The organism is Tropicimonas marinistellae, from assembly GCF_001509585.1.
In the GTDB taxonomy this organism is placed as follows: domain Bacteria; phylum Pseudomonadota; class Alphaproteobacteria; order Rhodobacterales; family Rhodobacteraceae; genus Tropicimonas; species Tropicimonas marinistellae.
Window position 1 is genome coordinate 714,059 of the sequence record NZ_LNCI01000001.1, and the last position, 11,253, is coordinate 725,311.

Annotated in this window: 11 protein-coding genes; 2 read left to right on the forward strand and 9 right to left on the reverse strand. The window is 65.1% G+C overall.

All coding sequences use genetic code 11. The annotated features are described in order from the left end of the window. Positions 1 to 22 precede the first annotated feature (22 nt). The 8 genes from ARC39_RS03395 to secG all read right to left on the reverse strand — a co-directional run bounded on the left by ARC39_RS03395 (position 23) and on the right by secG (position 6,229). A complete protein-coding gene (locus tag ARC39_RS03395) occupies positions 23 to 805 on the reverse strand; it encodes a phosphate/phosphite/phosphonate ABC transporter substrate-binding protein (protein ID WP_068109935.1) in 783 nt (260 codons plus the stop codon). A gap of 1 nt (position 806) precedes the next feature. Then, entirely contained in the window at positions 807 to 1,247 is a 441-nt protein-coding gene (locus ARC39_RS03400) for a tellurite resistance TerB family protein (RefSeq protein ID WP_068109938.1), read from the reverse strand. 69 nt (positions 1,248 to 1,316) lie between these two features. Beyond that, positions 1,317 to 1,829, reverse strand: coding sequence for a tellurite resistance TerB family protein (locus tag ARC39_RS03405; RefSeq protein ID WP_236545104.1), 513 nt, complete (start codon positions 1,827 to 1,829; stop codon positions 1,317 to 1,319). Between the two features lie 28 nt (positions 1,830 to 1,857). Further along, positions 1,858 to 2,151: a DUF1330 domain-containing protein gene (locus ARC39_RS03410; protein WP_068109945.1), complete on the reverse strand. Its 294-nt coding sequence runs from the start codon at positions 2,149 to 2,151 to the stop codon at positions 1,858 to 1,860. 26 nt (positions 2,152 to 2,177) lie between these two features. Next, positions 2,178 to 2,882 (reverse strand): hypothetical protein, encoded by a 705-nt coding sequence (locus ARC39_RS03415; protein WP_149866285.1) that lies wholly within the window; start codon positions 2,880 to 2,882, stop codon positions 2,178 to 2,180. Beyond that, a complete protein-coding gene (locus tag ARC39_RS03420; RefSeq protein ID WP_236545105.1) occupies positions 2,879 to 3,862 on the reverse strand; it encodes a PhzF family phenazine biosynthesis protein in 984 nt (327 codons plus the stop codon). Before ARC39_RS03420 ends, ARC39_RS03415 begins: the two co-directional genes overlap by 4 nt. Before the next feature lie 148 nt (positions 3,863 to 4,010). Continuing rightward, on the reverse strand, positions 4,011 to 5,654 hold the full coding sequence (gene pyrG / locus ARC39_RS03425) for a CTP synthase (protein WP_068109951.1): 1,644 nt from the start codon (positions 5,652 to 5,654) through the stop codon (positions 4,011 to 4,013). A gap of 209 nt (positions 5,655 to 5,863) precedes the next feature. Next, entirely contained in the window at positions 5,864 to 6,229 is a 366-nt protein-coding gene (secG, locus tag ARC39_RS03430) for a preprotein translocase subunit SecG (RefSeq protein WP_068109954.1), read from the reverse strand. 185 nt (positions 6,230 to 6,414) lie between these two features. Here secG and ARC39_RS03435 point away from each other — a divergent pair, with 185 nt between their 5' ends. After that, the gene (locus tag ARC39_RS03435) at positions 6,415 to 7,707 is read left to right on the forward strand and encodes an adenylosuccinate synthase (RefSeq protein ID WP_068109957.1); all 1,293 of its coding nucleotides are present in this window, start codon (positions 6,415 to 6,417) and stop codon (positions 7,705 to 7,707) included. A gap of 15 nt (positions 7,708 to 7,722) precedes the next feature. Beyond that, on the forward strand, positions 7,723 to 7,992 hold the full coding sequence (locus ARC39_RS03440; RefSeq protein WP_068109960.1) for a DUF2842 domain-containing protein: 270 nt from the start codon (positions 7,723 to 7,725) through the stop codon (positions 7,990 to 7,992). A gap of 185 nt (positions 7,993 to 8,177) precedes the next feature. Here the strand turns inward: ARC39_RS03440 and ARC39_RS25785 are convergent. Next, the coding region (locus ARC39_RS25785) for a hypothetical protein (protein WP_068109963.1) at positions 8,178 to 11,253 on the reverse strand (3,076 nt) is incomplete at its 5' end.

Sequence of the window (11,253 nt, forward strand, 5' to 3'; positions counted from 1 at the left end):
AGATGCAACGCGGAATGGCATATTACCCCTGCAACAGCGACTTTGATCCAACATGTTGGGCCGAATATGCCTCCGGACTGGGCGGATTGGGGACCGACAAGTACGCCTGCGGTGCGATCCGTACAAATCCGCGAATCCCAAGCGCACTGCGGTCGCCCGGCGCCAGATCGGCGATTCCCTCGGCAATTGCGGTGCGCAGGGCGGGCGCATGTTCGGGAAACGCGGTAATCAGCGCCTGTCCGGGCGTGGCGGCGCTCCGACCAATCACTTTCAATGCGCGTGCAAGAGAGGTGTGCGCGCAAATCAGTCGCCAGCTGATCGCGTCGATCGCGGCGATGTCTGCATTGCCATCGTTGAGCGCGCGCGAGCTTTCGCGGTGGCTTCCGGTTTCCGGAAGCAAGCGGAACCGAACCGGCGCCGCGGCCGCGGTTGCCCATCCGGAGTGAGAGACGGCCTCGTTGAAGGCGAGACGGGCGCCGCGGAAATCTTCCACACGGTTTCGGTCGTCGTCCCTGCGTACAACGAAAAGTGAGTGGTAGTAGCCCGGTGGTGTGTCGGGAAGGCCGTAGTCGATTGCACCGAGGAGCGTGACACGACGATGAAACTCGGTGCGGAACGGCAACCCGCAGACCTGGCCGAGCAGGAGATCCGGATTGCGCCACTGGGCGAACAGGTCGTCCGAGCGCGACAGAGAGAAAGGAGCGGAAATGCCTGCGCGCTGCAAGCGGTCGCGCACGGCCCACCAGAGCGCATCGGTTGACTGCCGGACGCCCGGATGGTCGTACATCGGCAGTGCTGCGATCATCCTACTTGCTGGCTTCCACGCGCTGACGCGCCAGCGCGCTGTCCCTGTCGTTGATGCCGAGCAGGTTTGAGACCAGCCGGATCAAGGAATCCTCCTCCTGGTCGCGAATTCCATCGGCAAGCACGACCGCCCACAGGGCTTCGACCACCGCTGTGCGATCTTCGTAGGGGACGGCATCCTTGATTGCCCGCGTAAACCGAACCGTGTCCGGGGCTTCGGATTCGAGCGTTTCGGCCTGCCCGCGCAGCGTCGTCGCCTCGAAAGGGCCGAGCCCGTACCGGCGCATCAGAATCTTGTCGATCCTCGCGACCTCTGTCTCGGCGTAGTCGCCATCGGAGCGGGCCACACGAACCAGGAGCGCGGTGAGAGCGAGGCGCGCATCCGGGTCGGGCAGGGTCAGCGGCGTCGGGTCGGTGAGTCGACGGAGGAGATCAGCAAACATAGCCAGCGATATATGCGTTACGGCTCGATTGGCCAATGGGGTCGTGCCGCCGCACCATCGCAGGACGCTTCAATCCGCGCCATCGGCTGCGCCTGTCGAGGTCACGGCTTCTTGAGCCCGCCGCGCTGCTGCGGCATCCAAACCCAGGCGGTCTGCCGCGCGCTCCAGGTACGCCTGTTCCGACGCCTTCGCGACGCCGTCGGAAACAGCGACGCGCCACATCGCCACCAGAACGGATTCGCGGTGATCCCTGTCGAGACGTTTGCGCACCGCGGCGGCGAAACGCCCGTCCTCCGGAGCCAGCGCCTCGAGCTTCTCGCTTTCCGCACGCAGCCTCGCAGCTTCCACGGGGTTCAAGCCGTATGATGCCGCGAGAATGCGGTCAATCCGGCGGATTTCCTCGACGGCATAGAGCCCGTCCATCTTCGCCATTCGCACCAACAGGCCAGCCATGGCATGGCGGCCATCGAGCGTTGGCAGCGGTGTCGGTACGGGTGCGAAAAGGCGATGGAGAAGGTCCGTGAACATAGGTGCACATATGCCGGGCCGTTGCCCCTGCATCAAGCCCGGTAGCGCGGTCATTCTGCCGTTTGTTGGCCTTGGGGAGCAGCTAGCCGCCGAACCCTTCGACGATAACAAGGTCGCCGTCGGCGATCGGGTCCCGAATCGCCTTTGCGGCCTGGTGGTCCGGATCGTCGTAGCAGGCCATTGCATCGGCAAAGGTGGGAAACTCGATGACAACCGTATGCGGGTGCATTTCGCCCTCCCGCACGTCGTACTGCCCGGCCCGGACGAGAAACCGCGCGCCGTAGCGGGCGAATGGCCGGGCGGCGGCCTGCTTGTACTCCTCGAAAACCCTTTGGTCCTTCACGTCGACATGCGCGACCCAGTATCCCTTGAGCATCGCCGATCTCCTTCCCTCGTTCCGGACTAGCCCAGCAGGCCGGGCAAGGCAAAGATGATGTCGTCAACGGCAATCCCGCCGGGATCGGTGTTCAGTATCAGGATACCGGCAATCTCCGCCCGGCCGGTCTGCGTGCGGTAGCCGAACTCAGAAATGCCGCGGCCCGGTTCGTGTTGCAGGCTGGCGATACGGCGGCCGTCGCGGGCGAAGAAGCGGACCTCCACATGGCCGGTGTGTACCGTCGTCGTGCCGAGGGGGGCGGGATAGCCGGCGTGCACCCGGAAGCCGACGGCCGCCTGATCGTGATCGAAGAGAATGGCCAGCGCGCCTTCGCCGCGTGCGTGCAACTCCGGGAAACCGGTTTCGCCGAGTGGGAACAAGGCGTTGGAGCCGAAGCCCCGGTGCCGCGCCACGCTGAGGTTGCGTTTTTCCGCACCGCCGGCGATTCGCAGGTTCGGGCCGTCTGGCGCGCCGTCGATATCGTCGTGGCCGGTTGCCAATGGCACGACGTCCTGGCCTGCGAACCGTTCTCCGATCCAGGCACCGCGTGCGTAAAGCGGCATGTCCAGATTGAAACCGGGCTCGTCGCGTGGCGGTAACCGCTCGAAGTCGACCACTTGAAGGAGTTCCAGGCGGAGCGCGGCATAATCCGCCGTGATCACCTGTCCGGCGTTTGCATGGGTCGCCACCATGGCCGGCAAGAGCGCCATGATCGGCCAGCGACGTTTCATGATGGGGATCGGCTTGGCACGCGGATGGTGCCGTTGCTCACGCGCACGGCACTGCCGCCAACGCGCACTTCGGCCAATTGGCCACCCTGCACGACCGTTGTGAGGGAAATGTCACTCGGGCGCCCCATCTCGACGCCTTGCGTCAGGCGCAGGTTTGTCTCCTCCTCCGGAAGCGCGCCAGCCTCCAACAGGGCGGCGGCGAGAAGCGCGCTGGCCGAGCCCGTGGCGGGGTCCTCGGGAATCCCGGCGGTCGGAGAAAACATCCGCGCCCGAAATCGGCGGTCACCGGCGGGGCTATAGAGATAGGCCGCGTCGACGCCGGCCCTCGCCATGAGGGCCGACCAGCCGGGTTCCATGGGACGCGCGGCGGTGAGCGCGTCCAAGCCGGAGACGGGAACGAAAAGGAACGCCGGACCGCCCTGATAGACACCGGGCAGGTGAGCTCCGAAGCCGATGTCCGAAGGTGCAATCCCGAGCGCCGCGGCGATGAGATCGGGAGGTGCTTCGGACATCGTGCGGTGCGGGAGGACAGGCGCCACGAATTCACCGGTTGTCACCACGCCCCGCCGGGTCAGGCGAACCGGAACCGGCCCTGCTTCCTCCTCCAGCACGAGATGATCGTCGAAGTCGCCGGCGGCGTTGCGCATTTCCGCCAGCAGCACGGCACAGCCGATCGTCGGATGGCCCGCGAATGGGATCTCTGCCGTCGGGAAGAAGATCCTGACACGCGCGGCGTTCTCCGGGTCGCGCGGTTGCATGACGAAGATCGTCTCGGAGAGGTTGAACTCCCGCGCGATGGTCTGCATCTGCGCCGTGTCGAGGTCGTCCGCGCCGAGCACCACCGCGAGCGGATTTCCGGCGTAGGGGGTGTCCGTGAACACGTCGAGCGTGTGGAATGTCAGCGCGTCATACATGGTTGGCGGCCCCATCGGCTGGTGTTGCCGGCCGACCCTGTCCCATGCATCGGCACATGTAAACATCGCCGGGGCGCTCCCGCCCGGGCGCGTACCATCAAAGATGGCACGATCCCGGTTGGGCCGGGCCGCGCGCATTGCGCGCGGCGGCGCGGATGGAGAGTTTCATGCCAGACGCGGAAGCCCTCGACCAATCCGGCCGGCGGCGAAAGCCTCAGACCAGGCGGCTGTTCTCTTTGGCGGCGCGGATGAAATCCCGAAAGAGCGGATGCGGCTGGAAAGGCTTCGACTTCAACTCGGGGTGAAACTGAACGCCAATGAACCACGGGTGATCCGGCACCTCGACGATCTCCGGCAACCGGCCGTCCGGCGACATGCCCGAAAAGCGCAGTCCCTTTTCCTCCAGCTGATCCTTGTAGCGGATGTCCACCTCGTAGCGATGGCGATGACGCTCGTCGATCGTCGTTGTGCCGTAAATCTCCGCCACGCGGCTGCCTTCGGCAAGCACGGCGTCATAGGCACCGAGCCGCATCGTGCCGCCCTTGTCGTCCTCGACCTTGCGCTCGATCTTTGCGTTGCCCTGGACCCATTCCTTCAGGTGGTAGACCACCGGCGTGAAGCGTTTCTTGCCCGCCTCGTGGTCGAATTCCTCCGACCCCGCATCGTGCATCTCGGTCAGGTGGCGCGCCGCCTCGATCACCGCCATTTGCATGCCCAGGCAGATTCCGAGATAGGGAACCTTGCGGGTGCGCGCGAATTCCGCTGCCTTGATCTTGCCCTCCGTGCCGCGTTCGCCGAACCCGCCGGGCACGATGATCGCGTGGAAGTCTTCCAGATGCGGTGCGGCGTCTTCCTTTTCGAAGATCTCGGCGTCGATCCACTCGGCCTTCACCTTCACCCGGTTGGCCATGCCGCCGTGGGTCAGTGCCTCGGCGATGGATTTGTAGGCGTCTTCAAGCTGCGTATACTTGCCGACGATGGCGATGCGCACCTCGCCGTCCGAATTGTGAATCCGGTCGGACACGTCCTCCCAACGGGAGAGGTTGGGCCGGGGCGCCGGGCTGATCTGGAAGGCGTCGAGCACCGCCTGGTCAAGTCCTTCGCGGTGATAGGCAAGCGGCGCGTCGTAGATCGACGAGAGGTCCTGCGCGGCGATCACGGCATCGGGACGCACGTTACAGAAGAGCGCGAGTTTCTCCCGTTCCTTCTGCGGGATCGGCATCTCGGAGCGGCAGACGAGCAGGTCCGGCGCGAGCCCGATCGAGCGCAACTCCTTGACCGAGTGTTGTGTTGGCTTGGTCTTCAACTCGCCGGAGGCCTTGATGAACGGCAGGAGCGTCAGGTGCATGAAGATGCACTGACCGCGCCCCTTGTCCTGCGCGAACTGGCGGATTGCCTCGAAGAAGGGCAGGCCCTCGATGTCGCCGACCGTGCCGCCGATCTCGCAGAGCATGAAATCGACCTCGTCCTCACCGATGGCGATGAAATCCTTGATCTCGTTGGTGACGTGCGGGATCACCTGGATCGTCTTGCCGAGGTAGTCGCCACGGCGCTCCTTCTCCAGCACGTTGGAATAGATCCGCCCCGAGGAGACCGAGTCGGTCATCCGTGCCGCGACCCCCGTGAAACGCTCGTAATGGCCGAGGTCGAGATCGGTTTCCGCGCCGTCGTCGGTGACGAAAACCTCTCCGTGCTCGAACGGGCTCATCGTTCCCGGATCGACGTTGAGATAGGGATCGAGCTTGCGCAGGCGGACGCTGAACCCCCTCGCTTGCAGCAACGCGCCAAGGGCGGCAGAGGCCAGCCCTTTTCCAAGGGAGGACACGACGCCGCCCGTGATGAAGATGAACCGTGCCATAGTCGGCCGACCCCCCGTGATTTCGTTGGATTCCCGTGCGGAGAATCGCCAGTTTCAGCAGCCAAGATGCGCCCGAAAAAACGCACCATCACGGGACTCAGAGTTTAAAGGATTCGCCGTGATGGGGCAACAGCACCTCTAGATGCTGTTGCTGGATTCTTGGTTTATGCAAAGCCTTGTGGCCCGTGGGTCGCGTCTTTGCGCCGAACCTACTCGGCCACCTGTGGCACGAGCGGTGCGTCGCCAACGGGTGCGGGTGGCAGCAGGTCGTCCGCGGCGGGCGCCTCGGGGGCCGGTGTCTCCACCACCTCGGGCTGGTCGGTAATTCGGTCCACCACGGAGGTGTTCTCGGAATTCGCGGCCGCAAGGATCGTGAGCGTGATCGAGGTCACAATGAACCCGATGGCGAAAAGCCAGGTGAGTTTGCCGAGCGCGGTCGCGGCCGCGCGGCCCGACATGACGCCGCCCCCGCCGCCGCCCATGCCCAGGCCGCCCCCTTCGGATCGCTGAAGCAGCACGATGCCGATCAGGCTCAGAGCCAGAATCAGGTGGACGATCAGGATGACGTTTTCCATGCGTGGGGGCCTCGAATTCGGATGCGCGGTATCTAATGGGAAGCCTCCGCGCCCGCAACCCCCAGCACGGTGCAATGGGATGTGCGCACCGGAGCCTGTCGGCCGATGCGGCAGATTGGTGGTTTGCGCGGCGGGCGCGGCCCGTTATACCGGCGCGGGTTTTCCAGCCAGCCGAGGAGAGGATAATGGCCAATGTCGTCGTGGTCGGCGCCCAATGGGGCGACGAAGGGAAGGGCAAGATCGTCGATTGGCTCTCCGAACGGGCCGATGTGATCGCGCGCTTCCAGGGCGGTCACAATGCCGGGCACACATTGGTGATCGACGGCGAGGTCTTCAAGCTGTCGCTGCTTCCCTCGGGCATCGTGCGCAAGGGCAAGATCTCGGTGATCGGGAATGGCGTCGTGCTCGACCCGTGGGCGCTGGTGGAAGAAATCTCCCGGCTTGCGAACCAGGGCGTCGAGGTCACTCCCGACAACCTGATGATCGCGGAGAACACGCCACTCATCCTGCCGCTGCATGGCGAGCTGGACCGTGGCCGGGAAGCGCAGAATTCGGTTGCCAAGATCGGTACCACGGGGCGCGGTATTGGGCCGGCCTACGAGGACAAGGTCGGCCGCCGGGTGATCCGCGTCGCCGATCTGGCCGACGATGCGACGCTGGAGACCCGCGTTGGGCGACTCCTGGTGCATCACGATGCGCTTCGCCGGGGGCTGGGGCTGCCGCCGGTGGATGCCGCCAAACTACTGGCCGACCTTCGGGAGATCGCGCCGAAGGTCCTGCCCTTCGCCAAGCCGGTCTGGCGCGAGATGAATACCGCGCGCAAGGCGGGCAAGCGGATCCTCTTCGAGGGGGCGCAGGGCTCGCTGCTCGACGTGGATTTCGGCACCTATCCCTTCGTGACCTCCTCGACCACGATTTCCGGATCCGCCGCCTCGGGCACCGGCATGGGGCCCGGGTCCATCGACTTCGTGCTCGGCATCGTCAAGGCCTATACCACGCGCGTCGGCGAAGGCCCCTTTGCCTGCGAACTCTTTGACGAGGTGGGCGAGCATCTTGCCACCGTTGGCCGCGAGAAGGGGACGGTCACCGGCAGATCGCGACGCTGTGGATGGTTCGATGCCGTTCTTGTGCGGCAGACCTGCGCGCTTTCCGGCGTTAATGGCATTGCGTTGACCAAACTCGACGTGCTGGACGGGCTGAAGGAGCTGAAGATCTGTACCGGCTATGACCTGGACGGCAAGCACCTGGACTATCTCCCCACGGCGGCCGATCAACAAGCTCGCGTAACTCCCATCTACGAGACGATGGAGGGGTGGAGCGAAAGCACGGCCGGTGCCCGCAGCTGGGCAGACCTACCGGGAGCGGCGGTGAAATATGTGCGCCGAATCGAAGAACTGATCGATTGCCCGGTTGCCCTGCTGTCTACCTCTCCAGAGCGTGACGACACGATACTCGTCACCGACCCATTCGCAGACTGACGACGGGGTGGCGCCATGGCACTGAGCTACAAGGCACGCCGGCGGCTGTCGCTTCTGATACTGGTCGTTGGGCTCCCGGCATATATCATCGCGGCCTGGGTTCTGTTGAGCTGGCTCGACCGTCCATCGGTGATCGTCGAAGTCCTCGTGTATCTCCTGCTGGGTATCGCCTGGGCGCTTCCTTTCCGGTTCATCTTCCGCGGTGTCGGCAAGGCAGACCCCAACTCCACCGCCACTGACACGCAGGACGGTGCGGACAGCACACGGCATCCGCCCGAGGACTAGCCACAAGCCCCCCAAACCAATGGCGCGGCGGCCAGTTGGGCCACCGCGCCAATGAGAGCGAAGGTAGTTTCTGAGGGGCGTAGAGCTGGGCCCTCGGCTGTCCGGTTCGGCGATGCGACCCGGAGACGAGGTCCCTCGGCGGTTGCCGTGCCCCTGAACTCGTTACGGAACGGAGTTGCAGGGAGTCAGAGAACCGCCCTGCGTTCCTCCGGTTTGTATCGCGAGCTTTGCGAAAGCGTGAATTGACCCCGGTCGAGCTTCTGGATCTTTCCCTGCCGCAGAAGCTGGCCGAATGTCCGCAAGCTGTCCTCGCGCCGCAGTTTCTCCTGACCGTCGAGCTGCCGTACGACATTCATGATCTGCGGATGTGAGAAGTGCGGCCGCCCCTCGACATAGGACGTGTAGGCGGCAGCGCATTCCAGCAGTTCTTCCAGGCCGGCCGCGCCCATCCGTTCGGCAAAGTCGTCGAACGTGGTGCTTTCGGCCAGAATTTCGGCAGCTTCGCTGTCGCTTGTCGGCTTTGCGGGTTCACTTCCGGCGTGAGTAACGTCGGCTGTGTCGGGCTCGTCGTCCCAGTTTGTGACCACGCGCCGCGGACGCACAGGCGCGGTCGAGCGCTCGTGCGCCGGCTTGCGCGTTTCTGCTTCGGGCGTGTCGACGCGCTGTTCCGATACAAGCATCAGAGGTGCGACGCGGGGGCGTTCGCGCCCTTCGCCACTCGCGCCAGCCGGGCGCTCTCCCGTAGCTGCGCTCACCGGACGACGCGGACGAACCGGCGTGCTGCGTTCCGCTGCGTCACTGCGCCGGCGAAGCGGAACGGCGCCTTCGGTGTCGCGGGTGGCTTCCGTATCGGCCGGTGCGTCGGCGTTTCGAAGGCTCTTGCGACCGGCGTCGGTGGAAGAGGCTGTTTTCGGCTCGTCAAGCAACGTGGGCTTTGGCGTGTGTGGGCGCACGACCTCTGCAAGATCCTTGCGATAAGGCTCGGCCTCGCGCTCTTCGGAATTGCGCGCGGTCGGACCCTCGGCTTTCGTGGCCGCCACGGCCGCTTTCAGATGCTCGATTGCCGACCGCCGCCGCTGCATCTCGGCGCCGGCGAGCTTGCTGTTGGTCTCGTCGAGCAGGCGTTCAAGCTTGGAATCGTCCTCGCCGTTCTGTTCGAGTGCCAGCGCGCGGCGTTCGGCAGCGGCTTCTGCGCGGCTGGCGTCTTCCGTGGCCTGCGCGAGCTGTGCAACCGTCGCCTGGACGGGATCGACGTCCGTGTCTGTGTCGCTTCCGTCGTGCGCGTCGTCGAACGTCTCGTCGTCGGGGATCCGGCTTGAGGCGTCGAGCATGAGCGCAACGGCTTCTTCGGGGTCCGGAACGACGCGGGTTTCCGCGATCTCATCCTCCTGCCCGGGCTCCTCCGCTTCAGCTTCTTCCGCGATTGGCGCGGCGTCTTCGTGTTCGTCGGACGCGAGGTCGCCGCTATCGACGAGGAGATCGTCCTCGGGTTCCAACGCGCCAGCCTGATCGATTTCGGAGTCAGCGTCCTCCAGTTCATCGGTAAGGAGCAACGTATCGACTTCTTCTGCGACCGCATCCACGTCATCGTGCGCAGCATCTTCCGATGCGATGTCTTCGGGCGCTTCGTCTTCAGCGTCTGCGACTGCCTCGAGGATCGCCATGGCATCCGCCGTCGCTTCGGCCGCCTCGTCGGTCGCGGCTTCGGCCTCCAGCGACGCCTCGGCAAGTGCTGCCATGGCTTCTTCGCTGCTCTGCGCTTCGCGTGACGCAATTTCTTCCAAGTCGGCGCTCATCTCGCGCTCAACTTCCTCGAGTTCGCGCAGAAGCTCGGCTTCGTCATCCTCTGTTGGAAGATCGTCGGTGTCATGCGCGATCGCTTCGCCGGTCTCCGGGGTTTCGTCATCGGGTACCTGATCGGTGTCGGCCGCGTGGAGCGCCTCCGACTGGGCAATCGTCTCTTCGTTTTCAGCAACGTCCGTCGGCTCGACGACCGAGTCGGCCGGGACGGAAACCTCTTCCGCGGCTGCCTGCTCGTCATTGTCCGTGGGCGCGTCAGAGCTTTCCGGCTGCGCCTCGGCGGTTTCGGCTGTCTCGGCGTGATCGTCGCGCCGCCCAACTCCGCTCAAGGCCGCGCGCAAAGAGGCCATCAGCGACGTCTTGCGGACGCGGATAACGCGGCCGGACGGGGCCTCCTCCTCTGCTTCGGCCTCTGCTTCGGCGGTTTCCGGTTCGGTGCTCTCCGCAGCATCGTCGTCGTCCTGAGCTTCGGCCTCGGCGCTCGCGGTCAGTTCGGCAACCGTCCTGGCGATGTCGTTCACCTCGTCGGCCGTGGCCTCCGGTTGATCCGCTTCCTCAGCGACGTCGCCGTCATCGGCTTCCGCATCTTTCGCCGCGTCCTGAGCTTCCAGGGCGGACAGCACGTCGTCCATCGATTCAGACTCGTCCTCGGTCGCCAGTACGTCCGGCTCGAGTTCGTCGTCCTCGGATTCAGCGGCATCCCCCGATGCAGTGGCGGCGACACTCGGTGCGGCGTCGGCAAACACCTGAGTCCAGTCGACGGCAGAACTTTCTTCCGTTTCGTCGGCGTGCGGTTCCGGCGGCGTCTCGTCGAAGGCGCCGTATTCGCCGACAGGCTGACTTTCGGAATATGCGTCGAGTTCTTCGCTCGAAACGGCATCTTCCTGATCCGGTTCGGCGACGTACGCGGGTTCCTGCTCGACCGTCTCGGCCTCGGGTTCGGGCTGTTCGGCGACTTCCGCTTCGAAAGGCGCAGTTTCCGCAACGAAGGCGTCTGCGGGCTCCTGCTCGAAGGTTGCGACCTCGGGTTCGGGCTGTTCGGCGGTTTCCGCCTCGAAGGGCGCGGTCTCGGCGACGAAGTCGTCTTCGGGCTCCGGCTCGAAGGTCTCGGCCTCGGGTTCGGGTTGCTCGGCGGCCTCCGCTTCGAAAGGCGCGGTCTCCGCAACGAAGTCGTCTGCGGGCGCCTGCTCGAAGGTCGCGGCCTCGGGTTCGGGCTGCTCGGCGGCTTCCGGTTCGAAGGGCGCTGTCTCCGCGACGAACGCGGCTGCGGGCTCCTGCTCGAAGGTCTCGGCCTCGGGTTCGGGCAACTCGGCGACTTCCGGTTCGAAAGGAACGGTCTCCGCGACGAAGTCGTCTTCGGGCTCCTGCTCGAAGGTCTCGGTCACGGCTTCGGGCAGTTCGGCGGTTTCCGGTTCGAAAGGCGCGGTCTCCGCGACGAAGTCGTCTGCGGGTTCCTGCTCG

Coding starts and splice junctions, on each gene's coding strand:
- ARC39_RS03395 (WP_068109935.1), bottom strand. CDS start 805: ATGATCGCAGCACTGCCGATGTACGACCATCCGGGCGTCCGGCAGTCA.
- ARC39_RS03400 (WP_068109938.1), bottom strand. CDS start 1,247: ATGTTTGCTGATCTCCTCCGTCGACTCACCGACCCGACGCCGCTGACC.
- ARC39_RS03405 (WP_236545104.1), bottom strand. CDS start 1,829: ATGACCGCGCTACCGGGCTTGATGCAGGGGCAACGGCCCGGCATATGT.
- ARC39_RS03410 (WP_068109945.1), bottom strand. CDS start 2,151: ATGCTCAAGGGATACTGGGTCGCGCATGTCGACGTGAAGGACCAAAGG.
- ARC39_RS03415 (WP_149866285.1), bottom strand. CDS start 2,882: ATGAAACGTCGCTGGCCGATCATGGCGCTCTTGCCGGCCATGGTGGCG.
- ARC39_RS03420 (WP_236545105.1), bottom strand. CDS start 3,862: ATGTTTACATGTGCCGATGCATGGGACAGGGTCGGCCGGCAACACCAG.
- pyrG (WP_068109951.1), bottom strand. CDS start 5,654: ATGGCACGGTTCATCTTCATCACGGGCGGCGTCGTGTCCTCCCTTGGA.
- secG (WP_068109954.1), bottom strand. CDS start 6,229: ATGGAAAACGTCATCCTGATCGTCCACCTGATTCTGGCTCTGAGCCTG.
- ARC39_RS03435 (WP_068109957.1), top strand. CDS start 6,415: ATGGCCAATGTCGTCGTGGTCGGCGCCCAATGGGGCGACGAAGGGAAG.
- ARC39_RS03440 (WP_068109960.1), top strand. CDS start 7,723: ATGGCACTGAGCTACAAGGCACGCCGGCGGCTGTCGCTTCTGATACTG.